Origin of the sequence: Ferranicluibacter rubi, assembly GCF_011603255.1 — a bacterium.
GTDB classification, from domain to species: domain Bacteria; phylum Pseudomonadota; class Alphaproteobacteria; order Rhizobiales; family Rhizobiaceae; genus Ferranicluibacter; species Ferranicluibacter rubi.
Window position 1 is genome coordinate 1 of record NZ_JAANCM010000019.1, and the last position, 24929, is coordinate 24929.

Genomic DNA, 24929 nt, shown 5'->3' on the forward strand with positions numbered 1-24929 from the left:
ATGTTCAAGAACGTCGGTGGCGGGCATCTCGACCTTTTCACCGCGCGCCATCTCTTGTTACAGAGCCGGTCGCTGGGATAAGAGATCGCGTGGTTTACTTCGGGGAGGGTCTTACAAGATCGGAAGCCTACTGTGATGCTCGCGGCAATCTGGAGATGCTGCTGACCATTCGTAAGTGGTCCTGAATCCTGATTTAACTGCCCCCTTATATCGCGTGCAGTTCGTTCAAGTCCAATGCGCGCTCAAACTCATGAGTTCGATCACCAAATTCATGTCACGGTTGACCGACGGAATGTTTCTTCCTTCAACGACCTTCTTCAATCAACCCGCAATTTTCAGCCGTGGGCCTACTCATAAGACGCTTATATTGATCGGAAACAAAACCTATTACCCCAGTTCTAGGGGAAAATCCTAAAATCTACCGCTTGTCAAAGAGAAAGCTTCGACTTCCCGTAAGTGACTATCGACTCTTCGTAAAGTTGTGCGATGATCTCCTCGTTATCTGAGGGGACAACGTTGAAATTTAAGCAATTTGCGCGGCTCGCGTTAGCCGCATCGATGACGCTTGCCTTGGCGAGCTGCACAACCACTACTCAAGCTGAGTTTGCCAGGAATCCTAAAGCCGTCAGCCAGGCTTCCCTATGCCGTACATTTCTGCAGGCTATGGATCCTGTTTTCCAGCAGCAGATTGCGGTCGAGCTGAATCGACGTGGAATCCAAACCTACGATTGCCCGGCAATGGTGCAGCAGCAGGACCAGGCTGCTGCTGCAATCGTGGCTATCGCATTGGTTGGAACAGCCGTCGCAATTTGTGCCAACAACGATTGCGGGGCACCGTCTTACCCGACGTATCAAGGAAATTGTCAGTACTCCTGGCAGCGGGACGCGAGAGGCAGACGATGCGGAGATCGTGCAGCCAACCGGAGGGCAGGTGGATGGTGATAACACGCTGCGTAGCCATTGCAGGCTTCATCCTTTCACTGTGCCACACGACGAGCCTGGAGGCTCATGGTGGAGGTTGCCGTAAAGATTCTCCACCCGGACAGTGCTGTCATATGAACAGGAAGACCGGTCAAGCCCACTGCCATTGACGGTAGGGCCATAGGGATCCGCGCTTGCGCGCAGAGCACATGTACCTCACGCCGCCTGCCAAACCTGATTGAGGATCTTCGCCGCCAGCGCCGCCTTATCCTGCGGCAGGAAGCGGCCATAGTGCCTTGCGACCATGTCGGGTGTGTCCTGGAAGGCATAGCTTGCCTGCTCGTAGGAGCCGGTCTGCTTTAAGATATGGGTGGCGAGCACATCGCGAACATTGTGCGGCCCGTGTGGCAGCAGGCCTTCGATCGCACCGCGGCCGGTGTAGGGATTGTAGATCCCGTACCGCTGGATGGTCAGCCGCCAAGCCTCGTAGAAAGTCGTCTGGTCGTAGGCCGCATCCTTGCTGGTGGTCTTCACCGTCTTGACGAAGAAAGTTTCGGGATCGCGCGCGTTTCCAAGAAGGACACTGCGGTGTCGCGCGACATAGGCGTCAAGATGCGTGTAGAGACCCAAAAGATCGGGCAGAACCAGCCGGAAAGGTTTCGAGCCGAAGAACGACGAGTGGGCATTCTTGAAGGCGTTGGCCGGAATGAGCACTTCCCAGCCCCGCTCGCGGTCGTTCCAGCGCAGCTCGCCCCGCTTCAGTTCTTCCAGCCGCCGCTCGGAGCGTGGAAAATGACCGCGAGGGCAGAGCAGGAGCTGGCGCAGGTTCTTCTGGCGAAGCCCCAGATGCAGGCCGAGACGCAACATCAGGAAAGCACGCACGGATTCGGCCACAGCCCGCGGATACCGGCGTTCATCCGGCATCCGCTGAACGATCTCCTCCGTGATCTTGCGATACTCGGCAAGCGGGCTTGCCGCCTCCAGAACCGGCATGATCGGCTCGAACGGATCACGGTGGACGCGCATGACCCGCTGGATCTCCTTCGAGCGATGACGGGCATACTGGAAGAAACGTTCGCAGGCGGCATGCCAGTCGCTGCGCGCGTCATCGATCTCGGCTTGCGAAATCAGGCCGGGCACGGCACGTACGCGCTGCAAAAGTTCGGGATGTTGTCGCAGCCAGCCTGTGCCTTCCCGGGTCAACGAAAGTGCGACGTTCAGCATGTCGACCTCCCAGGCAGTGTAGAAGCACGGCGGCGTTCACGCCACTGCACATACCAGTCCCAGATGCCGGGAAAGACCAGCATGCCGAAGGTCAGGTGCGGCAGCGGCACACCACGCCCGCGCACGGCACTGCCAGGAGAGGCGGCAAGGGCACCGAACATCAGGCCGAGATGCTCGATCTTCTGGGACGCCGTTTCCTCACCCCACACCCCGTGGCGCTGAAACCCGAGGGCTGTCAGCGTCGATGTCTTGAAGCTAACGAGATCGGCCATTTCCATCGCAAGGGCTGGCGGCGCATCGAACACGCCGGACAGGAGATCCGGATCCTCGATCGACGTGACATCGTCTTCATCTGCATCGTCCACACTTGTGAGGAGGTTGCAACTGGTCGATGGGCCGCCGCCATAGGCTATTCCGGGAAAGCGTATGGCGTATCGCTGACGCACGGCTGCTGCCTGATATCGCCTGTAGTCGGTGGCGCCGGTAATAATGACGCGGCGGACCCATTCAAGGATCTCCTCGCGCTTGGCATGGGGCAGACTGTTGAAGTCGTCCGGAAGATGCCAGACCAATCGACGGCGTTCCGCTGGACCGATGTCGCTGCCGACGTCATGGCCCGATGCTGCGCGCGCGGCATGCGGCAGTTTGGCTTTGAAGTATCCTTGGGGAAGGCGATAGCGGGCTTCAATACGGTTGAGGATGTCGAGGCTTTCCAGCGTCCTCTGCGTCTCATGCCGGTGATCCAGCTCAGAAGCGTATTCTTGTCAAAGGTCTCGCTTGGACGAACGACGGTCTTATGCAGGCTGTAGTAGGTCTCGCCAAAACGACGGATCTGGTAGCTGAGTGCCTCCTGGAAAGAGGCGGGATCCTGCCCTTGGCTGAAGAGCGGCTCGGGGAAGGGGTCGATTGGTCGCGGATCCGGTTCAGGCTTCAACCGAGACGATGGCGACACGGATATCATCGTTGGCTGCGACGTTGACGATCTCGATGGCGGCGCGCCTTTGACTGATCGTTTAGCCTCCGCCGTCTTGCCCATAGTCGTCGTCCGCGGGCGCGGCCGTGCTTGCTGAGAGGGAGCTAGAACCGGCTCCGCCTCGCTGACGTCGCGTATCCAGCGTTCGATCGCATCCAGTCCTGGCTGCATCGCCCGCTTAAGCCTCGGCGACAGGTCGTGCTGGAGATCACATTCATCTGCAATCTGCCGCCAGTCCGCGGTGCGCCCTGTGTTCATCATGGGCGACGGGGCTTTTTCGGCGATGAGGGCAAGCATGAAGCGCTGAATGTTCTGGCAGTCTCGTGGTGTTGCCACGGAAGCGATCCCCGCTTGGCAGAACTGGGTAATCATGCGCTGGAGGGTTTGGGGTGAGGCAATGTGCTTTCGCATAAGGCATCCGCAGTTGGTCGAACATCGCCGACCTAAGGCCGGGGCACGCCTGCTAATGCGATAATGTTAACAGAGCGTGTATAAGACAATGAGAATGTAGTTTCGGAGCTGTCTGACCCGTTTGGAAGCGCCCGATCCTGTGCTGCACCTTGCGCAGCTCCATGTAACTTAAGATTTTAAGGCGTTCGGACCGTTCGGACCGTTCGGAACCGGAGCGACAGATGCGCGTTCCCGAACACGAGCCTCCATCAACCAGGCAGTCAGGTGACGTTATGACCCGTGTGATCGTGATTGGAGCAACGGGGCATGTCGGGACCTACCTTGTTCCCGCCCTCGTTGACGCAGGGTATAAGGTTGTCGCCATCAGTCGTGGCTTGGCCGAACCCTACCAGCCGCACACGGCCTGGCGTCAGGTCGAACGTCTGCAAATGGATCGGGAGGCACTGGAGCGCGCCAGTACTTTTGGCAAGGATATCCTGTCTCTGAAGCCCGACATCGTCATCGACATGATTTGCTTCACAAAACCCAGCGCTGAAATGCTTGTTGAAGCACTGGCTGGTCACGTCGGTCATTTCCTTCACACAGGCACGATCTGGACCCACGGCACGTCTGTTGCTGTGCCGACCGTTGAAGACGCAGCAAAATATCCCCTCGGCGACTATGGGGTGAAGAAAGCCGAGATCGAGACCTACCTGTTGAAGAAGGCGCATCAGGACGGGTTTCCCGTGACTATTCTTCATCCCGGCCACATCGTCGGACCGGGCTGGGCCCCGCTCAACCCGCAGGGCAACTTCAATTCGCAGGTGTTTTCGATGCTGGCGCGGGGTGAAACACTCGTCCTGCCGAACTTCGGCCTGGAGACGGTTCATCATGTCCATGCGGAAGATGTCGCCCGCTTGTTCATGGCGGCCATCTCCTCTCGTGCAACGGCAATCGGCGAGGCCTTCCACGCGGTTTCCGACAAGGCTCTGACGCTGCGCGGATATGCGGAGAGCATGTTGCGTTGGTTCGGTCACGAACCGGATCTGGAATTCCTTCCCTATGACCAATGGGCTGCTGGCCAGAATGCCGAAGACGCGAAAGCCACATGGGAGCATATTGCGCGCAGCCCAAACTGCTCGGTGGAAAAAGCGCGGCGTCTCCTAGGTTTCGTCCCCCGGCACACATCGCTGCAAGCCGTACAGGAAGCGGTCACGTGGCTCATCGCAAAGGATGAGGTAGAGGCACCAATCGGGTAAGTATATTGGCTTCAGCGTGGATTATATGCCACCGATAAGCCGTACTTATCGATGGTTAGAGCTCCTACCAGCAATCATACCATGTGAGCGATTGGGAATATGAGGCGAGCTTTATCAAAATGTGTTTAGGGTAAGAGGTTGCCTGTCGATCGCTGCCTCTTGGGTGGAGGCTGCAGAATGTGGTATTGAGCGATAGGCGGGCTTGCAATAGCTCATTCTGGGCAATAATTATGAGTTATAGAGAGGAATTCTATAGCTCATGAAATGGAACTGGCAAAACACTGACTGGCCAAACTTCAGATACGACAGCGCAAGCCTAGTACCGTTGGAGCAGAAATTCTTGCAGTCCGCCGGCGAGGTTATCGGTGCTGTTCGACATTTCAACGATGACGACAGCAACCAACTTCGCATTGAGTTGCTGAGCGACGAAGCGGTCAAGACCTCAGAGATTGAGGGGGAGTTTCTGGACCGCGTGAGTGTCCAGTCATCACTCCGCCGGCAGTTCGGGCTGAACACTGATGATAGACAGATCCGCCCCCAGGAGCGGGGAATCGCCGAGATGATGGCGGATGTCTATCGAAGTTGGCATAGGCCGCTGTGTCATGAGGGACTGTTCCACTGGCATTCAATGCTGATGGCCGGAAACCGATATATTGAAACGGTTGGTGCTTACCGCACGCATGAAGACGCCATGCAGATCGTATCAGGTCGATTGGACAAACCCACTATCCACTTTGAGGCTCCCCCATCTCGTCAGGTTGCCGCTGAGATGGAGACCTTCATCAAATGGTTCAATCAATCCGGGCCAGATTGTCAAACGTCGCTTCAAGCTTTGGCACGCGCCGCATTAGGACACCTTTACTTTGAAAGCATACATCCATTTGAGGATGGCAACGGCCGAATTGGACGCGCGCTCGCCGAGAAATCCCTGGCGCAAAACATAGGGCAACCAAGCCTCATTTCACTCGCCTTCACAATCGAGAAGCGTCGGAAGGCCTATTACTCAGAGCTTGAACGGCACCAGCGCACGCTTGATATCACCGACTGGGTCATTTTCTTTTCAGAGACTATCCTGGATGCTCAACGGGCGACGCTTGAGCGCGTAGATTTCTTCATCCATAAAGCAAAGTTCTATGATCGTTTTCGGGACAAGCTGAACGAGCGGCAAGAAAAGGTAGTCGCGCGTATCTTCAAGGAAGGCACAGCTGGTTTCAAGGGAGGTCTAAGTGCCGAGAACTATATCTCGATCACAGATACATCCCGCGCTACAGCAACACGCGACCTTCAGCAGCTCGTGGAGATCGGTGCACTGACGCGTAGGGGTGAACGTCGGCATACTCGGTACTCACTATCATTGCAGAAATAAATCGCTGCCACTCCAATGAACAACACCAAAGTCATTATCTAGTGAACGGCGGTTCGTATCCGTTCAAGGCGGAGAACTTACGTCCCGTATTGCGACCTATCCTTTCGAGCGTTATACTGTTTTTGAAAAACAGTATAACGCCGGAGTCGAGCTTATGAAATCTGTCGACCTCATGTACCAGACTATGCTCGCCGAGCTAGGTCAGCGCTCGCTTGACGCCGCTTGGACGGCTGATTTCCCTCCAGAGGGGCGATTTACCCCTGCGACCATCAAGGGACGCAAGTATTGGTACTTCGACATCCCGGATGGACACGGTGGTACCAAACGTCGCTATGTTGGTCCTGCTGACGATCCGGATATAGCACAACGCGTATCTGATCATAAGCGGGACAAGGACGACCTACGCGCTCGCAGGCGGTTGGTAAATAGCCTGACCCGCGAAGGTGGGATGATTTCCCCCGACGCCATGTCGGGCGACATTGTCGAAGCTCTTGCCGATGGGGGGCTCTTTCGACTCCGTGGTGTTCTCATAGGCACGGTGGCCTTTCAATGCTATTCAGGGCTGCTGGGCGTGCGCCTTCCCATGGCTGCCATACTGACCGGCGATGCGGACATCGCTCAGGATTATGCCATCAGTCGAGAGGTTGAAGATAGTCTGCCTCCGATCGTGGAGTTGCTGCAGCACGTCGACGCCAGTTTCCTGCCCGTTCCACATAGATCGGGATCAGGGGCCTCGTCAGCGTTTCAGAATGCCGACGGCTACAGAGTTGAATTCCTGACATCGAACCGTGGCTCGGACGACTACGTCGATCAGCCAGCGAAGATGCCTGCTCTTGGCGGTGCTAGCGCGGATCCACTGCGCTTTCTCGACTTTCTCATCAGGGAACCGGTCAGGACAATCCTGCTCCACCGAAGCGGCATCCCAGTCGTTGTCCCTGATCCGCCTCGGTATGCCGTCCATAAGCTCATAGTCGCCAGCCGTCGGCACACCGACGGGCAAGGGCCAGCGAAGCGCGAGAAGGACATTCGTCAGGCCGCGCTGCTTTTCGAGGCGCTGCAGCAGACAAGGCGATCCGCTGACTTGGCCCTCGTCTACAACGAAGCGTGGGAGCGCGGCCCTGCGTGGCAAGACGCTATCCGAATTGGGGCGGGGATGCTGCCGGCACCAGATGCAGACCGGTTCAAAACTGTCCTAATCGACGGCGCAAAGAAAAACCGAGAAGCAATTGAACTTCCGTTCGGCGAATAGACGTACTTGAATTGAATGCCAAGCTGTTGATCTCGTTGGAAGTGGCTCACACAAATAGGGTGCCGAGAGTCCGATTCTGTTCAAGGCGATGGGAGTAGAAGGAGAACTGGAACCGAACCTCTTCGGAATTCATCATGGATGAAGCACGTTGAGGGGGCCGCGTCAGCCCACGCCAACTGAGCGCAGCGCTCGCAGCCTTGACGGTGTCTGGCCGAACACCTGGAGGAAGGCGCGCGAGAAATTGGAGGCGTTTTCAAAGCCGACATCAAGCGCAATTTCGATCATGGAAGTATCTGTTTCCAGCAGTAGCTGCTTGGCCCGCTCAAGTCTCAGGCGGCGATAGACGAGGGCGGGGCTCATAGCGAGTTCAGCGAGGAACATGCGTTCCAGATGACGGCGGGACAAGCCAACGGACGCGGCGAGTTCTTCGATCGGCACCTTGCCCTCGATGTGGCGGTCCATCGCGATGAGCACGGCCTGAATGCGAGGATCCTTACTTTCAAGCGAAAGCGGGCGGCGTGGCTGGATCGCGAGCGCGGTGCGTGCCTTGTCGATCTGCAGGACTTCCATCGCATTGCGCTCGGCTTCCCGACTGATGTGCTTGCGCACGATCATCGCGGCCATGTCGGCCGCGCTGCTACCGCCAGCGCATGAGCCCCGGCTGCGGTCGAGATTGAAAATTCGGTCGGAACGGACTTCGTGGTCAGGGAAGCGCTCGCGGAAAGCGTTGTAGTGTAGCCAACTGACGCAGGTACGATGCAATTTCATCAGGCCTGCTTCGGCAAGGATGAACGAGCCCGTGCAGACGCCGATCAGTGACACGTTCGCAGTAGCGGCCTTCTTGAGGAAGTCCATCGTCACCCGGTCGATCGTAACTTCGCTGTTGAGGAGGCCACCGACAACGACGATGTAGGTGAACTGTCGAGGATCGGTAAAGTCGGACGTCGGAGCGACCTTCACGCCACAGCTTGACGCGATCAGATTGCGACTGCTCGCAAGGACCTCCCAGTCCGCAAGCACGCGTCCCGAGCGGTCGAATTCGTCGCTGGCGAGCCGCAATGTGTCGATGAACAATGCGAATGCTGATAGCGTGAAGGACTTGGCCAGCACGAAGCCTATCTTCAACCGCGGCACATCAGGATCCAACGATGTCATGGCGACTCCAAGTTCAGCGGCCGGACGACATCGACAGCGCCTTCCGATAGGCGACCCAGAGGCCTCGGTCCACGATTTCGTCGAAACCGTTTCGACGCATCGCGAGTATACCTGCCGCCGTTGTGCCCTCATAGTCGATGAAGGACTGGACTGTCTGGGACACCGAGTCGCCCGACGTCTCCTGAAGCCGGCCCGCTGCAATCAGCACCTGCTGCGCCGCCCGATGAGCGATAGTCTCAGGGATGCCATGCTTTATCGCGGCTGCTGCCAAGGCATCGGTGAGGAGCGCAGGGAAGGCGGCTCCCGAGCCGGACATTGCCGTGAAGTAATCGATATGATCCTCGTCGAGGACGCGGTCTACCAGGCCTCCACATTTGAATATGGCCTCGATCCTCGCCGCGTCCGATGCGTCCTCGCTCGCTAAATGGTATGGCGTGTATCCAAAGCCGATCCCGACGGCTGCATTCGGCAGAGCACGCGCGACGCGTCGGGACTTCGTTCTTGCTGCTATCTGCTTGAGCGGGACTCCGGCCATGACGGAGATAACGAGCTTGTCGGCAGCCTCGATTCGGATGGTGGGCCAGTCATCCGGCCGCACGCAAAGCATGATAGTATCGGCAGCGCCTGCCAGTGCGACGTTGTCCGTCGTCCATGCGCAGCCGAGATCGTCGTCCGGTCGGGTACGGCGATAGGAGCAGATCAACCTGTCGGGTGTCAGCCGCCCCGTCTCAATCAGCCTGGCGGCGATCGCGCCGCCCAGCCATCCGGCCCCGCCAATGAGGCCGACCTTTCCGAGGTCCATCATATCAGTTCACTCATCTTATCTGGAAGCCATGCTTCAGCGGGTCACGGTCGTCAACGAAGATAGTATTGTGGCCGATAATCCTTGCCCAACCTGATACGCTGGGTCGTACGCCACGGAATGGCCCGACCTCGACCTGCTCTTCCAACCGACCCTCAAACACCGTGCCGATGAGGCTTTCCTGCCGGAAGATCTTCCCGATGGGAAGACGGCCCTTGCCATGGAGTTGCGCCATCCGTGCCGACGTGCCGGTTCCTCCAGGAGAACGATCGATAGCCTTGTCGCCGTAGAAGACGGCACCGCGACCGTCCGCGTTCGGGCTCGTGGATTGATCGCACCAGATGGCGTGGTGTACGCCTCGAATGCTGGAGTTCTCCGGATGCACAGGGTCGCAAATCTCCGCAAGCGCATCCTGTAGCCGGACACTGAGATCAACGATCTCGCCAGCATTCATCCCGTCAAGGCCGGACCAGGATGACTGCGGTTCTATGACCGCGTAGAAATTGCCGCCATAGGCGATATCGACTGTCAGTCGGCCATGGTTCGGCACATCGACCTCTATGTCGCTCGCATGCAGGTAGCTCGGGACGTTGTACATGCGGACAGAGGTCACGGCGTCGCCAGTTTTCTCGTAGGTCACGTCGACTTTTCCGGCTGGTGTCTCGAGCGAAACGCAGCCTTCGACACGGGGCACGAGGAGCCCTTCCTCGATCGCTGCCGTTACAAGGCCGATGGTGCCCGCCCCACACATTGGCAAGCAGCCGCTGACCTCGATGAATAGCACGGCGATGTCGCAGTCTTCGCGATAGGCCGGATAGAGGATCGCACCCGACATGATGTCATGGCCGCGGGGCTCGAACATAAGCGCCTGCCTCACCCAGTCGTGCTTGGCAACGAAGATGTCCCGCCTCTCGGCGATAGCGAGGTGCGGAAGGATCGGTCCGCCGCCTGCCACCAGTCGCACCGGGTTACCGCAAGTGTGGGCGTCGATGCAGAAGAAGCTGCGTCGCATCGGGAACCTCGTCTTTCACTGAATTTCTGTCATGTCACGCTGCTGCAGCGCGCCGCGCGACAGCCGGTCTAGAAGAATGGCAAGCGCCACGATAGCAAGGCCCGCGCGAAGGCCCAGACCCATCTCCATGCGCGTAAGACCGCGCGTGACTTCCGCTCCCAGACCTCCCGCGCCGACGAGACCAGCAAGCACGACAATAGCGAGCGAGAGCAGGATGCACTGATTAAGGCCGACGAGAAGTGTCGGGGTCGCTGAAGGGATCTCGATCTTGAAGAGGATCGAGCGTGGGGATGCCCCCGTCGCCTGTCCGAGTTCGAGAAGATCCTTGGGCACCTGCTGGAAGGCGAGTGTCGTCAGTCGGAGCATGGGCGGTATTCCGTAGACGATGGTGGCGATGATGGCCGGCACGCGGCCGAGGCTGAAGATCATCACGGCGGGGATCAGATAGACCCACGGCGGAACCGTCTGCATCACGTCGAGCATTGGGCGGATCACGGCTTCGAAGGTGCGGTTGCGTGCGGCAAGAACCCCGATCGGAAAGGCGATGATGACCGATATACAGACTGAGACGGTGACGAGCACAAGCGTCTGCATGGAAGCCTCCCAAAGGCCTGAGAAGAAACAGAAGCCGAGCGCGATGCCGCTGACGATGGCGACCCGGATGTTGACGAGAAGACCAGAAAAAATAACGACGATTGCGATGACGGCGTAGGCCGGGAGGATGAGGAGGATGGTCTCAAGGGCGCCGAGCGTCGTCTCGATGATACGCGTCACGAGATCGAAGAAAGGGTGGAAGTTGGCGTTCAACCAATCAACGACCGGCGCGAGCAAGGCGCCCGGCGAAAACCGAATGAGATCGGCGTTCATGATGCGGCTCCCTTGGCAAGGGCTGCCGCGCTCTGCGTTAGCCGGTCGATGATCATGGTCAGGATGACGATGGCGATCGCCGCATTGATCGATGTGGCGATGTCGAGGGTTCGCACCGCGCTGTAGATCGTCTCTCCGAGCCCGCCGGAGCCCACGATCCCGGCAATGACCACCATGCCGAAGGCCATCATCAGGCTCTGGTTGATCCCGGCCATCATGCTCGGTACGGCAAACGGCATGCGGATCTTCGCAAACATCTGCCAAGGCGTGAGGCCGCTCGCATGACCGAGTTCGATGAAGGCGTGCGGTGTGCGACGGATGCCGAGCGAGGTCAGCCGGACCACCGGTGGCATCGCCACGATCACGGTCGCAAGCAAAGCCGTGGCGGGGCCGTATCCCATGAGGGCGATGGCTGGTAGAAGGTAGATGTAGGGCGGCAGCGTCTGGATGAGATCGAGAGACGGCTGCAGGATTCTGTCAAAGGTTCGCACGAAGCCCGCGATGATGCCGAGCGGAATGCCAATCAGGAGCGCCATCATCGTAGCCGTTGCGACGAGCGCGAGCGTGCTCATTGTTTCCGACCAGAGGCCCATGGCGGCGCAGGTGACAAGCGCCACTCCAGCCAGAAGACCTGCCTGCCAGCGGATCAGCCGCCATCCGAGAACCCCAACCAGCAGCGCCATCACGTAGAAGGGTGGCAGTGAGACAAGCCAGAGGATGGCCTCATATGTGCCTTCGAGAGCTGCTCTGATCCCGTCGAAGAGAAACGCAGCGTTGTCGCCGATCCAGATAAGGGCATCGTCGATCCGCTCGTCGAAGACGTCGGTGATGACAGTGGTATCCATGTCGTCCTCCCGAACTAGGCCGCAGCCAGCGTAGCGATGTGGCTTCCGGAGACTCCACCGAGGATCGCGCGCGTCGTGACGATGCCGACCACTTCGCTGTCATCGACCACGGCGATGGCATCACGACCCGACTGCAGCGTGAGGTCTATGAGCGCTCCGATGTCTGCTTCCGGTGTGGTGCGTACCAGCGCCCCGATGTCCGTGTGCGGACCACTGAGGTACTGCGCGACCGGAATCATGATCGAGTGCGCCTTTACGAGATGAACCCGCGAGATGCCGCCGACAAATTCAGCCACGTAGTCGTCGGCCGGGCGTGTCACGATCTCCTCGGCATCGCCGACCTGGACAATCACACCGTCCTTCATGATCGCTATGCGGTCGCCGATGCGGATGGCTTCTTCGAGATCGTGGGTGATGAACACGGCAGACTTGCCGAGCGATTTCGTCAACTGCCGGAACTCGTCCTGAAGCTGGCGGCGGATCAGCGGATCGAGCGCGCTGAAGGGCTCGTCCATGAGAATGATTTCGGGATCCGCCGCGATCGCGCGGGCAAGGCCGACGCGCTGCTGCATGCCGCCAGATAATTGGGACGGGTATCGCCCGGTCCAATCAGACAAGCCGACCTTGTCGAGCGCGGCACGCGCCGTCTTGAAGCGCTCTCCCTTGCCGACCCCGCGGACTTCGAGGCCGAATGCCGCGTTCTCGAGAACCGTGCGATTGGGCAAGAGCGCGACGCTCTGAAACACCATGCCGATATGGCGGGCACGCATATCGCGCAGCTCTGCCGCATTCAGCGCGGAGATGTCCTTCCCCTTGACCGTAATTCGTCCCAGGCTCGGCTCGATCAGCCTGTTGAGAAGGCGTACCAGGGTGGATTTGCCGCTACCGGACAGGCCCATGATGCAGAAGATCTCACCGCGTCTGACCTGGAGGCTCGCGTCGGAAACGCCGACCACGCAATCATAGTCGTTGAGGATCTGCGTCTTGCTCAGGCCATCTCGCTGGACGGCATCGACGGCCGCTTTCGCGCGGGCACCGAAGATCTTCCAAACCGACTGGCAGTCGATCAGGACATCGCTCTCATGCTGCTTGGAATGGGTCATTGCGTTCCCCGCGGCCCGTTTTGCACGGACGTTCTTGGTTGTGGATCCGAAAGTCGGGCAGCCGGCCTCGCGGCTGCCCGGAGTACGGTTCTATTCGGACTTGATGTTCTCCCAGCGCTTCAGGAGGTCGACATGGGTGTCGGTCCAGCCCTTGATAGCCTCGTCCATGGTCTTGCCTTCGTTGACGGCGCTGTTGATCGCAGTGATGTCGGCCAACGGCACATAGACGCTTGCAATGACTTCACGCGCATGCGGGTTCTCTGCGGAGAAGCCCTTCTGGCCGATCCAGTAGTAGCTCTGCGGCGGAGGGAAGACGCCTTTCGGATCGGCAAGGAACTTGATATCGAACTTCTGTGCCATCCAGGAAGGCTCCCAGATCGTCAAGGCAATCCATTCCTTGCGATCGGTGGCTGACTTTAGTGCCGCAGTCATAGCGGCTGTGCTGCCCTCGACGAGTTGAAGCTTCAGGTCGTAGTCCTTGACCGCATTGCTGGTGTCCTTCATGAGGCCAGCGCCAGGCTCGATGCCGACGATCTTGCCGCCGAGCTTCTCGGCGTTTTCATTCAACTGGTCCATCGAATCGATGGGTACGTACTTCGGCACGGCCACGCCTTGGAACAGCCCGTGAGAGACCGGCGAGATCTTTTCCAGCCGCTTCTTGTTCTTGTTCCAGTAATCCTGGGCAACGTAATCCGTCTGGGAGGCCATGATCTGTACGTCGCCCTTGGCGAGTGCTGCATAGGCGATACCCCATTCGGAGAATGGTACGACCTTGACGGTGTAGCCGGAATCCTCGAGCACTTTCTTGGTGATGCCGGTGATCGGGGTCAGGTCTTCCCAGGACATCGTCCCGATGGTGATCGATTTTTCTTCCGCATGCGCGGCCGTCAGGCTCATGCCGACCACTGCGGCGGCGCAGAGGGCTTTCCATAGGATGTTCATGCTCTTGGCTCCTGTTTTTTGTTCCCGTTATTGTTTGAAAGCCACGCACGTGGCGTGAGCCTTCATTGCGCTCCGGGAGGTTATCCCTCGCGGCCTGCACGCAATTCCTGCATTCGGATCACCGCGTTGACGCCGAGCCACGCAAAGGGCTCCGGCGGAAGCCTCACTGGCTTCGGCTGATCCATGTAGTCTTCGAGCACTTTTGAATGCGTACCTGTGGCGAGATCTGCGGCCATGACGCCTGCAAGTGTACTCTTCACCGTGCCGAGACCATTTTCGCAGCAGGCGGAATAAAGACCCTCTTCGATCTCGCCGAAAGCGGCGACATGGTTTCGGCTCAGGCACAGGCGTCCGGCCCAGTTGTAGTCGAAAGGCACGCCTGAGAGATCGGGAAAGCGCGCGTCTAGGGACTTGCGCTGTTCGGCGGCTATCCGCGCCATCCTGCGTTCGGTGACCTGGATGGTGCGGTCGTAGGTGAAGCGGGTACGAATGACGATGCGCGAACCCTCGTCCGTCTCGATCTGGCGGACGGTCGCGCCCATCGGATCGGCAGGAAGCAGCGCCCAGGAGGGTCTGCCAGACTTTGCCTGAAAAGGCGCCGTCATCGATGCATAGGTGAAGATGTGCATCAGGCGGCCCTGGAAGTGGCCGAAGTCTTCGATATGACCGTTGACGGCGACAATGACCTTGGGTGCCGTAACGTGTCCCTTGTGCGAGGTCGCCGTCCAACTGCCCCTGTCGCGGCCGAGCCTGACGACAGGGGACTGCTCGAAGATGTCAACACGACCCGCAAGCCCTTCTGCAAGGATGCGAATGTAGTCGGCTGGCTGGATGAGGACGGCGCCGGGTGTGTAGAGGCCTCCGTGATAATAGGAGGAGCCGGTTATCTCCCGCATCTCGCGCGCATCGAGAAGTTGGTGTTTCTCCCCTATCGCGCCCAGCGAGCGTGCGTAGGCGGCGTTCATCTCGGTGCCACGCTCGGATGCGGCCGCATTGATCTTGCCGGACGGATCAAATGTCCGGCGTGACATGCCGTAGTCCGCAGCGGCATGTGCGGCAAAGGATATGGCAAAGCGGTTCTGCGCTATCTCGGACTTCGTAGCCGCATCGCTCCCGACCGAATATTCGCCAGATGAGAGATTGTGCGGTACGTCGATCATATAGCCGGAGTTGCGGCCCGATGTTCCCTTGGCAACTTCTCCCGCTTCAAGAAGAACGATCCTGTCCGCAGGGCGTTGCTCGAGCAGCCGACGTGCGGCCGACAGCCCGGCGAAGCCCGCCCCGATGATGAGCCAGTCGGCTGCGACGGGACCGTCAAGCGTGCGGAGGGGAAATCTGCGACGGCTGATCGCCTCCCACCCCGAGGTTCCGGACACTGCCGGAAGCCGCTTGATGACCCGCTCGGTCATCGCACTGTCTCGTCCACGGACCGTTCGGAAACGTCGATCCAGATCGTCTTCAGCTCGGTGTACTGGTCGTGGGCGAAGATCGACTTGTCGCGCCCGCCGAACCCGGACTCCTTGAAACCGCCGAAGGGTGTGCTTGCGTCGCCCTCGCCGAAGCAGTTGACGGTTACAACACCGGCACGGATCTCGCGCGACAGTCTGATCGCCTTGCGCAGACTGCCTGTGTAGACAGACGCGGCCAGACCGTAGGGGGTGTCATTTGCGAGTGTTATAGCCTCCGAGAGACTGTTGAATGTCGTGACCGAAAGGACGGGTCCGAAGATCTCCTCCCGGAATAGCCGGCTCGCAGGGGAGACGCCGTCGATGATCGTCGGCTCGACGTAGACCCCTTCACGGGTCTCTCCGCCGTGAGCTACGACCAGCTTGTCCTTGGTGAGATCGTCGAGATAGGATTTGACCTTGGCGAAGTGGGTTGGGCTGACCAACGCACCAATGCGGTTCTCGGGGTCGAGAGGATCGCCGGTCTTCCATTCACGCAAGTATGCGCCCATCCGGGCAAGCAGGTCGTCCTTGATATTGGCATGCACCAAGAGGCGCGACGTTGCCGAGCAGTTCTCACCCATATTCCAGAACGCGCCGGTCACGACCTGTTCCGCAACAAGATCGAGGTCCTCGGCATCGTCCATGACCACTGCGGGGTTCTTGCCGCCGCATTCGAGCACGATCCGCTTGAGATTGGAGTCGGCGGCGTAGCGCAGGAAGCGGCGGCCGGTCGGCGTGGAGCCTGTGAAGGTGACCATGTCGATGTCCATGTGAAGGCCGATCGGCTCGCCGACCTCCTTGCCACCGCCGGTGACGACGTTGAACACACCTGCAGGAATGCCGGCCTCATGGGCCAGTTCGGCGACACGAAGCGTTGTAAGCGTTGTTTCCAGAGCGGGCTTGACAATGACGGAGCATCCTGCAGCCAGCGCCGGTCCGATCTTCCAGGCGAGCATCAGGAGCGGGAAGTTCCACGGAAGCACGGCGCCGACGACACCGATCGGCTCACGTACGACCATGGTCAAGGCGCTTGCACCGACCGGTGCGGTGTGATCGTAGAGTTTGTCTATCAGTTCGGCATGCCAGCGGATCGTGTGGATCGTATCCGGAACATCGACCGTTTGGCACTCCCGCACCGGCTTCCCGCTGTCGAGGCTTTCGAGAACGGCCAGTTCATGGCGGTGGTCTTCGAGCAGGCGTGCAAATCCTAGAAGAACGCGCTTTCGTTCACCAGGCGACAGGAGCCGCCAGCGGCCGTCTTCGAACGCCGCTCTGGCCTTCGTTACAGCAAAATCCACGTCGCTTGAGTCGCAAGCGGAAATTTCTGCGAGCAAGTCGCCGGTGGCCGGGTTTTTCGTCTCGAACGTCTTGCCAGACTGCGCCGGTCGAAATGCACCATCGATAAAGGCGGAGGTTGGCAGCGTAATGGTCTTTGCAATAGCCCGGTATTCGGCGGCTGTCAGAGGTTCATGCATGGTTGGCTCCCGACGTGATCCCAGCGACCGTGCGCTTCAGGGTGGTGACAACTGTTTCGAGTGCGCGCTTTTCCTCGCTCTTCAGGCCTCGAAGCGGCGCGCGCACCGGACCGGTCTTCAGCCCGATGATCTCGCATCCATGCTTGATGGACTGGACGAACTTGCCGCATTCGAGAAAGTCCATCAGCGGCAGCATGGCAGTCATGATGGCGCGGCCCTTGTCGAAATTCTTCTCCAGCACGCAGGCTTCGTAGAGCGCGACATGCTCGCGCGGCAGGAAATTCGAGCCGGCGCAGACCCAGCTACGCGCGCCCCATGCAAAGAATTCGAGCGCCTGGTCGTCCCATCCGCAGGACAGGCCGATATGCGGGAACTTCCGGGCAAGGAGATGGACGTTCGCCATCTCGCCCGAGCTTTCCTTGATCGCTACGACGTTGCGCGACTTGCCGACGCGGGCGAAGTAGTCCTCCCGCATGGTGACGCCCATGCGGGCAGGGTAGTTGTAGAGCATGATCGGCAGGTTTGCGGCCCGGTCGACGGTCAGCGCATGAATAGCGTTTTCCTGCTCTGTCGGCAGCGCGTAAGGCGGCGAGGACACAAGGATCGCGTCCGCGCCGATTTCCTTTGCCGCCTTGGCGTATTCGACAGAGTCTTCCGTGCGTGTCGCGCCTGTGCCGATGACGAGCGCAAGCCGCGTGCCGATAACAGACTTCGCAAAGGCTCCAAGCTCGAACCGTTCCTGCGCGCTCTGGGCATAGTACTCGCCGGTGGACCCGCCGACGATGATGCCGTGGACCTTCGCCTCGATCAGGGACTCAAGGACCGCCGCGAAGGCTGTCTGGTCGATGCTCCCCTCGTTCCTGAGCGGCGTGATCGCCGGTGTATAGATGCCTTCGAATTTCATGATGACTTCTCCATCGATTGCATCGGCGTCTCGACCAGTGCGTCCGCTTTGAGGGCCTGCGGGGCGATAAACATCTCCATGTTCTCGCGCGACAGTTCCCAGTGTTCAAAAACCAGATCGACGACCGCATCCTCGTCATGCGCGGCAATGGCCGCGATGAAGCTGTCATGGTGCGCGACCGACTTTCCAAGGCGCTCGTGCATGTCGTTGTTGCGCGGGCGAAAGAATGTGTGACCGATGCGGGCATGGTCGATCAGCAGGCGGCCGAGGCTCGGCTGCAAATACTCGTTGCCCGACATCTCGCCGATGATTTCGTGAAAGCGGTTGTTCTCAAGCGTGAGGGACAAAGGATCCTGCGCGGCGCTCGCAGCGCGAAACCGGTCCTGCGTCGCCTGAAGTTCGAGCATCTGCTTCGCCTTGAAGTTCCGGGCGGCAAGCCTTCCGATCGCGGCATAGATCATCGGTGCAACGAGGAAGAAGTGCCGCAGCGTCGCGTGGTTCATAGGGATGACGCGCGCTCCCCGATTGGTGCGGATATCGACGTATCCTTCACCTTGCAGGCGCCTGAAGATCTCCCGGACCGGCGTTCTCGACAGTCCGTACTGCTCGCTGAGGCTCGCTTCGTCGAGGTCTTCGTCGGGATCGAGTTCCATGGTCAGGATCTGGCGTTTCAGATGATCGTAGAGCTCGCCCTTGCCACCTTTCATCGCTTGATCCTCCGCTTGATCCTCGGCCCGGTCGTGCTGCCGAGGCTGTTGATTGGGAAGTTTGCATGAGCATTCCAACCTGTCAACAGAATTGTATTTTCTAAGTACACATTAATTGTGCGGACAAAATACATATGAGACCGAATGCGCTTTGTGGATATTTGCCAAGCCGGCTCGCCAGCGTTAAATCCAGCGAGCGAAGGCTAAGAAGGTTCGAAATGAAGAGTGGTAAGAGCAGTCTCTATGACGATCTCAAGCGCCAGATCCTGACAATGGAGCTCGATCCGGACGAGGATCTGGATGAAGTGACCATCAGTGAGAAGTACGGGTTGTCACGCACTCCAGTGCGCGACATATTTCGCAGGCTGGCCGGGGAGGGCTACATCGACATCCGCGAAAACCGCGGCGCACGGGTTATCCCTCTCAACCATGCGACGCTGCGCAACTTCTTCCTCGTAGCGCCAATGATCTATGCCGCCATCGGTAGGCTCGCGGTCCAGAACTTCAAGCCGAAGCAGTTAGCCGACCTTGTCGAAACTCAGGAACGATTTCGGCGCGCCAGCGCGCACTTTGAAACGCTTGCGATGGTGCTGGAGAACAACAGGTTCCATGAGATAATGGGCGAGATGTCGGCCAACGTCTACCTCCAGCCAAGCCTCAGACGGCTGCTGGTGGACCACGCTCGCATCGGCCACACTTTCTTCCACCCCCGCAACGATGACATGCGGCAGCGCCTGAAGATTGCGGTCGACCATCACGATGCCTTCATTGAAGCGCTGAAAGCGCACGACGAGGCGGGCGTCGTCGATCTCGTGTTCAGGCACTGGGAGTTGTCGCGAGAGAACATGGAACTCTACGTCGCGCCTGGCGATATGAAAGCCGACTTTCCACTGGAACTCGCATCCTCTGTGGTTCGTTCTGGCCGGTGAGACTCAGACGGACGTCTGCAAGGCCTGCGTCAGCCATGCCGCCGTCAGGTCTGCAGCAGCCGTCCGCCGGGTACTACCGGGCACGAGGATATTGTGGCGTCCTTCAGCATCCAGCTCGATGTCCCCGACCCTTACAAGACTGCCGTCTGCGATGAGGCTGCCGACCAGCGTGTCCCATCCCAGCGCGACACCCTGACCAGCCTTCGTAGCCGAAATTGTCTCCGTGTAGTGGCTGAACCTCAGCGTGGCACGAAGCCGGTCGGGCTTGCGTCCAACACGTGCAAACCAGTCCGCCCAGCGATACCAGCTTCGGCTCGGGACATCGCTTTCGATCAGCTCGCAATCGCCATCCGGAAAATCCGCCACCTTTCCCGATTTAGCGTAGCTCGGCGAGCAGACCGGATAGATGCGATCGCCGCAGGACGCGAGCACCATGCCGTCATTGAAAGGCGGAACACCGTATCGCAGCGCGATATCGACGCCTCCCTGTCCAAGGTCGAACTTTGCGTCCTGCGAGACGACGCGGATCTGGATGCCGGGATGAATGAGCCGCAAGTCCGCGATCCTCGGGAGCAGCCAGAAGGACGAGAAAGCGATCGTTGCGCCGATCGTCACCACATCGTTAGAGCTGGCTCGTATGGCATCCACACTGTCCGCGATGTTGGAAAGGCTATCTGCCAGCGACGCGCCGAGGATCAGGCAGGCAGGCGTCGGCTCGATCGACCGATGACCTCGCGTGAACAGCGGCCGTCCGAAGTCGTCCTCCAGGAGCGCGATCATCCGGCTGACCGCTGCCTGCGTGACACCGAGCTCATTGGCCGCAAGTGTAAAGCTTCGATGGCGTATAGCAGCTTCCAGCGCCACAAGCGCGGTTAGCGAAGGGAGCTTCTTACGGTACTGCAAAGGTCGATACCTTTTTCTTAGAGTGACTTTTTGTAATGCCACATACAAGTATTTATGCCATTGAAACCAGCGCAACTTGGAGCATTCTCTGAACAACAGGCATCAGAGGATATCATGCTAAACACGTTTCCGTCACCTATCTCAGCCATTCTCGATCAACGTGCCGAAGGTCATTCGCTTCCAGCAGCGCTCTACACTCAAGAAGACGTGTTTCGAGCTGATCTAGACGTATTCTTCCGAAAGCACTGGATCTATGTCGGACTTGAATGCGATGTGCCTGAAGCGGGGGATGCCAGCGTCATCGACATTGGGACGACGAGTCTCATCCTACTTCGGGACGACGCTGAGCATATCCGCGTCTTGCACAATGTCTGTCGGCACAGAGGCACACGCTTCTTGGACGAGGGACAAACAGTTATCTCAAAGCTCGTGTGTCCTTACCATCAGTGGACCTATGAGCTTTCCGGAGAACTGATCCACGCGCCGCACATGGGCAAGGATTTCGACACAGCCTGCCACAACCTGAAGCCTGTCCATTTCAAGTCAATCGGGGGCCTCATCTATGTCTGTCTGTCGGACAAGCCTCCAACGGATGTCGCGCTACTCGAACGCGTGATGGAGCAGCGTTTGGCGCCTTATGATATCCGAAACACGAAGATCGCGTTCCAGAAGGACGTGATCGAAGACGGCAACTGGAAGCTCACGATGGAGAATAACCGTGAGTGCTATCACTGCGCGGCCAACCACCCGGAGCTCTGCGTCTCGTTCATCGATCTAGATTTCGGCTTCGACCCTGAGACGCTGAGCGATGAAGACCGTGCCGAGGCGGAGGATCACATGCGCCAATATGCGGAGCGGACATCTGCCTGGGAGGCCGATGGCTTTCCATCAAGCGCGGTCGAGCAACTGGCAGGCAACGAGACGAATTTCCGCACCCAGCGCCTCATCATCGCAGGCGCTGGCGAATCCCAGACACCTGACGCGACGGCCGCCTCATCGAAGCTTATGGGCACCATGACGCGGAAGGATCTCGGCGACACGCATCTCTGGGGGCATAACTGCTGGAACCACTTCATGGGCGACCATGCGGTGACCGCGATCGTCATACCGTTATCGGCCAACAAGACGCTCGTCAGGACAAAATGGCTTGTCCACAAGGATGCTGTCGAAGGTGTCGACTACGACCTCGACAAGCTGACGGATGTCTGGATCGCAACGACAGACCAGGATGCAGAATTGGTCGCCAGATCGCAGCGCGGTGTCGAGGATCCGGCCTACGAACCCGGTCCGTATTCCCGCTTCACGGAATCCCAGCTCGACAATTTCGCGACCTGGTACGTCGAGAGGATGCGAGCCCATGGATATTGAGATGGTAACGGCGCCATCGATCGGACCTGTTGCTTGGGATCCGGAGATCGACGCGGAATTGCTCTGCGTCGATCTCCATTTAGAGACACATGATGTGAAAACCTTTACGTTCGTGTCAGCCAGCGGAAAGGACATCTCGTTCACTGCCGGGCAGTATTTCGCTTTTGACGTAGAAACGGAAAGCGGCACGGAGACCCGGTGCTACAGCATCTCTTCCTCGCCCTCCCGCAGACGCGCCGTGTCGATCACCGTTAAGCGTGTCCCCGGTGGTATCGTTTCCAATTGGCTGCATGACACTCTCACGGCCGGACATATCCTGCGTGCTGCCGGTCCTCTAGGTCATTTTGCAAGGCCGGAAAATCGAAAGTACCTTTTTCTCAGTGGCGGATCGGGCATCACGCCTGTCATGTCCATGGTCCGTGATCTGGCCGACCAAGCCCTGCCGGTGGATGTCATCTTCCTGCATGCCTGCCGCACTCCAATGGACCTCGCCTTCCGAGCGGAGCTGGAGACGATCGCCAGGAGACTGAAGGGCTTACGTCTCTTCTTCCTCCCCGAAACCCTGGTGGGGGAGCCCGGCTGGCACGGGTTGAGCGGACGGATTTCTGAAGGCCTTCTCGCCCTTGCGGTTCCTGATATAGCCGTACGGACGGTCCTTTGCTGTGGGCCGGCTCCGTTCATGGCCGCCGCCCGGTCGCTCTGTGCAAGCCTAGGTGTGCCCGCTGACTGCTACATCGAGGAAAGCTTCGACGCTGCTGTCATCGAAGAAGCCCCGGCACCCTTGGTCGAGGAGAAGGGTGCCGCTTCCTTCAAGGTGATGTTCACGAAGCAGGGTCGTTCAATCGACGTCACCGGCGATCAGACAATCCTTGGATGCGCAAAAAAGGCCGGCATCAAGATCCCCTCGTCGTGCGCGACAGGCCTGTGCGGCACCTGCAAATCGAAGCTTGTCAGCGGTCAGGTGAACATGACCCACAACGGAGGGATTCGCCAGCGCGAGATCGACGCTGGGCTTTTCTTGCCCTGTTGCTCCAAGCCGCTGAGCGATCTTGTCATTGAGCGATAGAGCAATAAAGCGGCATGCGACGATCTACGATGCATAGCGTCTGGCAAGAACTTGTGACGTAGCAAGCCTTGCGGTTGGACGAGCCGTTGGTCAGCAGCGTTCTCACAATCACTGCGGCAGGTTCCGTAAAAGCGTTAATATGCAGAGGTAATGATAGAAGGTTCCAACCCCCATTTAGATGTGGGAGATTTTGACAAAATTTGCCAAAATCGAATATGATGCCTTCAAATGGAGGTCTCCGATGGCGACTATGAACGTTTCTCTTCCAGACCCGATGAAAGATTGGGTGGAGGCGCAGGCCAAGACTGGGCGATATTCGAACGCGAGTGACTACGTACGCGACCTGATCCGACGCGACCAGACACGAAATGACAAGATTGCCGCCATGCAAAGTTTCGTTGAGGCCGGGCTCCAAAGTGGCGTTGGCATTCGATCAAAGGATGAACTGTTTGCCGAAGCGATGGCTCGTGCCAGCAAGCCATGAGTTTTAAGCTTTCTGTCGAAGCGGAAGAACATAATTGCGATCGCCGCGCAGGGTACCCGTTTGTTCGATGTAGACCAGGCAGAACGTTACCACGATGAGCTTTACGCGCTATTTGATCTGATAGCTGCCAATCCACGCATCGCGCGCGAGCGGAATGAGATCGAGCCGCCCGTCAGAATACATCCTTTCAAAGCGCACCTCATCGTTTATCAGGTTGAAGACGATGAGAGAATTTTTGTAGTGCGAATTCGCCATGGGCATGAAGATTGGTCAGCTACATCAACGTAGTGCCACGATGGAACTGCGGGTTCTGGTGTATCAGGTTCGAATCTGTTCGAGACGCTAGGGATTGTGAATGCAATGCTGTTTTCTCCACTCGTCAGGCGCCGCGACAGAGTCACTCTACTAACTTGCCTCGACAATCCGTCAGGCCTCCTGTGAAACATCCCGGTGCAACGACATGCGATCATGCAACTTCCAATTCTGCATCAACCGAGGCACGTTCCAGATGAACCGTGCCTTTGTGTTTCATCATTTGCCGCCATCTCCCCGGCGCGATACCTGTTCTGCGCTTGAACACTCGGCTCAGTGACAAGTCATTATCGTAGCCGACCAGGTTGGCGATGCGCAGCAGGCTTTCGTCCGTTCCGGTCAGCAGCATCTTGACGCGGTAGACGCGCCAGCCAGTGAGGTAATCCAGCGGCGCTTCACCAACCACCGATTTGAACAGGGCAGCAAAGCTCGAACGCGAAAGTCCGGCCTCCTGCGCCATATCTTCGACAGTCCAGCGCCGCGCTAGATCGGAGTGGACAGCGTGGATCGTGCGCGCCAGCCGTCGGTCGCCAAGGCCTGCAAGCCAGCAGCTTGTCTTGCCCGTGTCGTTGCTGCAGAGCGCACGCAGCGCCTGCACGAACAGGGTGTTGACCAGTCGATCGACCACAAACCCTGAACCATGCTCACCGGCGGTGGTTTCCATGCCGATGAGATCGAGGGTCGCCCTGATCAAAGCGGCATGCGTTTCGTTCAGCGGGAAATGAACCAGAGCCGGTATGGAGCGAAACAGAGGCTCGGCCGCGACCGCATCAAAGGAAAAGCGAGCTGAGACGATCTCGGTTTGCGCACCGCTTCCGCCGTAAGCCACCGCGCCGTCCGTTTCCGACGTCACCAGTGTTTCACAGGCGATCACACTCTGATCAGGTACGTCCGACAGATCGAAGGTGACCTGTGGCTGCACAATCATGCAGGTGCCTGGGGCTAGCCTGACAGGATCGGTTAGCCCCTCCCACCGCAGAAAGCAGTCGCTTCTGGATATGACGACCAGTCGCGCGTGCTCGCCGGTATGGAACCGAATGCCCCAAGGCGCGCCGAGATGCAGACGAGCGTAAAGGGATGTCTCGACCTGCATCTGGTGGATGATTTCATCGAACGGGTTCACGACAGCTCCGGATTGGACGATCGGATATAAATAGCAGACTGCGCGGCATTATTCATCCGAATTCTCAATGTTAGATTGGCGTCACAGTCAAGCATGGAGTTG

The 24929-nt window shown here is 58.6% G+C and carries 20 protein-coding genes and 2 pseudogenes; 8 read left to right on the forward strand and 14 right to left on the reverse strand.

The window, feature by feature from the left end; genetic code table 11:
- Window positions 1-1137 precede the first annotated feature (1137 nt).
- A pseudogene (locus G8E10_RS23835) lies at window positions 1138-3529 on the reverse strand (hypothetical protein).
- A 272-nt stretch (window positions 3530-3801) separates the two neighbouring features.
- Between G8E10_RS23835 and G8E10_RS23840 the strand changes: the two are divergent.
- The 3 genes from G8E10_RS23840 to G8E10_RS23850 all read left to right on the forward strand — a co-directional run bounded on the left by G8E10_RS23840 (window position 3802) and on the right by G8E10_RS23850 (window position 7382).
- On the forward strand, window positions 3802-4767 hold the full coding sequence (locus G8E10_RS23840) for an NAD-dependent epimerase/dehydratase family protein (protein ID WP_167130930.1): 966 nt from the start codon (window positions 3802-3804) through the stop codon (window positions 4765-4767).
- A 259-nt stretch (window positions 4768-5026) separates the two neighbouring features.
- Window positions 5027-6133 carry a Fic family protein gene (locus G8E10_RS23845; RefSeq protein WP_132449629.1) on the forward strand — a complete coding sequence of 369 codons (1107 nt, stop codon included), beginning with the start codon at window positions 5027-5029 and terminating at the stop codon, window positions 6131-6133.
- Between the two features lie 154 nt (window positions 6134-6287).
- Window positions 6288-7382: a nucleotidyltransferase family protein gene (locus tag G8E10_RS23850; RefSeq protein WP_167130973.1), complete on the forward strand. Its 1095-nt coding sequence runs from the start codon at window positions 6288-6290 to the stop codon at window positions 7380-7382.
- 162 nt (window positions 7383-7544) lie between these two features.
- Here G8E10_RS23850 and G8E10_RS23855 read toward each other — a convergent pair whose 3' ends face one another.
- The 11 genes from G8E10_RS23855 to G8E10_RS23905 form a co-directional block, all read right to left on the reverse strand.
- Window positions 7545-8537, reverse strand: coding sequence for a GlxA family transcriptional regulator (locus tag G8E10_RS23855; RefSeq protein ID WP_167130931.1), 993 nt, complete (start codon window positions 8535-8537; stop codon window positions 7545-7547).
- 13 nt (window positions 8538-8550) lie between these two features.
- Entirely contained in the window at window positions 8551-9342 is a 792-nt protein-coding gene (locus G8E10_RS23860; protein ID WP_167130932.1) for a pyrroline-5-carboxylate reductase family protein, read from the reverse strand.
- Window positions 9343-9352: 10 nt separating this feature from the next.
- Entirely contained in the window at window positions 9353-10351 is a 999-nt protein-coding gene (locus G8E10_RS23865; RefSeq protein WP_167130933.1) for a 4-hydroxyproline epimerase, read from the reverse strand.
- Window positions 10352-10366: 15 nt separating this feature from the next.
- Entirely contained in the window at window positions 10367-11218 is an 852-nt protein-coding gene (locus tag G8E10_RS23870; protein ID WP_167130934.1) for an ABC transporter permease, read from the reverse strand.
- Complete coding sequence (locus G8E10_RS23875; protein ID WP_167130935.1) at window positions 11215-12063, reverse strand: ABC transporter permease; 849 nt, start codon at window positions 12061-12063, stop codon at window positions 11215-11217. The genes G8E10_RS23870 and G8E10_RS23875 overlap by 4 nt, the downstream gene beginning before the upstream one ends.
- 14 nt (window positions 12064-12077) lie before the next feature.
- Entirely contained in the window at window positions 12078-13166 is a 1089-nt protein-coding gene (locus G8E10_RS23880; RefSeq protein WP_167130936.1) for a quaternary amine ABC transporter ATP-binding protein, read from the reverse strand.
- A gap of 90 nt (window positions 13167-13256) precedes the next feature.
- Window positions 13257-14108 (reverse strand): glycine betaine ABC transporter substrate-binding protein, encoded by an 852-nt coding sequence (locus G8E10_RS23885; RefSeq protein ID WP_167130937.1) that lies wholly within the window; start codon window positions 14106-14108, stop codon window positions 13257-13259.
- Between the two features lie 80 nt (window positions 14109-14188).
- A complete protein-coding gene (locus G8E10_RS23890) occupies window positions 14189-15517 on the reverse strand; it encodes an NAD(P)/FAD-dependent oxidoreductase (protein ID WP_167130938.1) in 1329 nt (442 codons plus the stop codon).
- On the reverse strand, window positions 15514-17031 hold the full coding sequence (locus G8E10_RS23895) for an aldehyde dehydrogenase (protein WP_167130939.1): 1518 nt from the start codon (window positions 17029-17031) through the stop codon (window positions 15514-15516). Before G8E10_RS23895 ends, G8E10_RS23890 begins: the two co-directional genes overlap by 4 nt.
- The gene (locus G8E10_RS23900; RefSeq protein WP_167130940.1) at window positions 17024-17935 is read right to left on the reverse strand and encodes a dihydrodipicolinate synthase family protein; all 912 of its coding nucleotides are present in this window, start codon (window positions 17933-17935) and stop codon (window positions 17024-17026) included. Before G8E10_RS23900 ends, G8E10_RS23895 begins: the two co-directional genes overlap by 8 nt.
- Window positions 17932-18642, reverse strand: a complete 711-nt coding sequence (locus G8E10_RS23905) for a GntR family transcriptional regulator (protein ID WP_167130941.1) — start codon at window positions 18640-18642, stop codon at window positions 17932-17934. The genes G8E10_RS23900 and G8E10_RS23905 overlap by 4 nt, the downstream gene beginning before the upstream one ends.
- A gap of 218 nt (window positions 18643-18860) precedes the next feature.
- On the opposite strand from G8E10_RS23905, the gene G8E10_RS23910 reads away from it, so the two are divergent.
- On the forward strand, window positions 18861-19571 hold the full coding sequence (locus tag G8E10_RS23910) for a GntR family transcriptional regulator (protein WP_167130942.1): 711 nt from the start codon (window positions 18861-18863) through the stop codon (window positions 19569-19571).
- Window positions 19572-19574: 3 nt separating this feature from the next.
- Here the strand turns inward: G8E10_RS23910 and G8E10_RS23915 are convergent, their stop codons facing one another.
- Window positions 19575-20474, reverse strand: a complete 900-nt coding sequence (locus G8E10_RS23915; RefSeq protein WP_167130974.1) for a LysR substrate-binding domain-containing protein — start codon at window positions 20472-20474, stop codon at window positions 19575-19577.
- Window positions 20475-20588: 114 nt separating this feature from the next.
- On the opposite strand from G8E10_RS23915, the gene G8E10_RS23920 reads away from it, so the two are divergent.
- The 4 genes and pseudogenes from G8E10_RS23920 to G8E10_RS23935 all read left to right on the forward strand — a co-directional run bounded on the left by G8E10_RS23920 (window position 20589) and on the right by G8E10_RS23935 (window position 23680).
- Window positions 20589-21842 (forward strand): aromatic ring-hydroxylating oxygenase subunit alpha, encoded by a 1254-nt coding sequence (locus G8E10_RS23920; protein WP_167130943.1) that lies wholly within the window; start codon window positions 20589-20591, stop codon window positions 21840-21842.
- Window positions 21832-22908 carry an FAD-binding oxidoreductase gene (locus G8E10_RS23925; RefSeq protein WP_167130944.1) on the forward strand — a complete coding sequence of 359 codons (1077 nt, stop codon included), beginning with the start codon at window positions 21832-21834 and terminating at the stop codon, window positions 22906-22908. Before G8E10_RS23920 ends, G8E10_RS23925 begins: the two co-directional genes overlap by 11 nt.
- A 241-nt stretch (window positions 22909-23149) precedes the next feature.
- Window positions 23150-23392, forward strand: coding sequence for a type II toxin-antitoxin system ParD family antitoxin (locus tag G8E10_RS23930; RefSeq protein WP_167130945.1), 243 nt, complete (start codon window positions 23150-23152; stop codon window positions 23390-23392).
- Window positions 23389-23680 (forward strand): annotated as a pseudogene (locus G8E10_RS23935) (type II toxin-antitoxin system RelE/ParE family toxin). Before G8E10_RS23930 ends, G8E10_RS23935 begins: the two are co-directional and overlap by 4 nt.
- A 178-nt stretch (window positions 23681-23858) precedes the next feature.
- On the opposite strand, the gene G8E10_RS26275 reads toward G8E10_RS23935, so the two are convergent.
- Window positions 23859-24827, reverse strand: coding sequence for a cupin domain-containing protein (locus tag G8E10_RS26275; RefSeq protein WP_167130946.1), 969 nt, complete (start codon window positions 24825-24827; stop codon window positions 23859-23861).
- Window positions 24828-24929 lie beyond the last annotated feature (102 nt).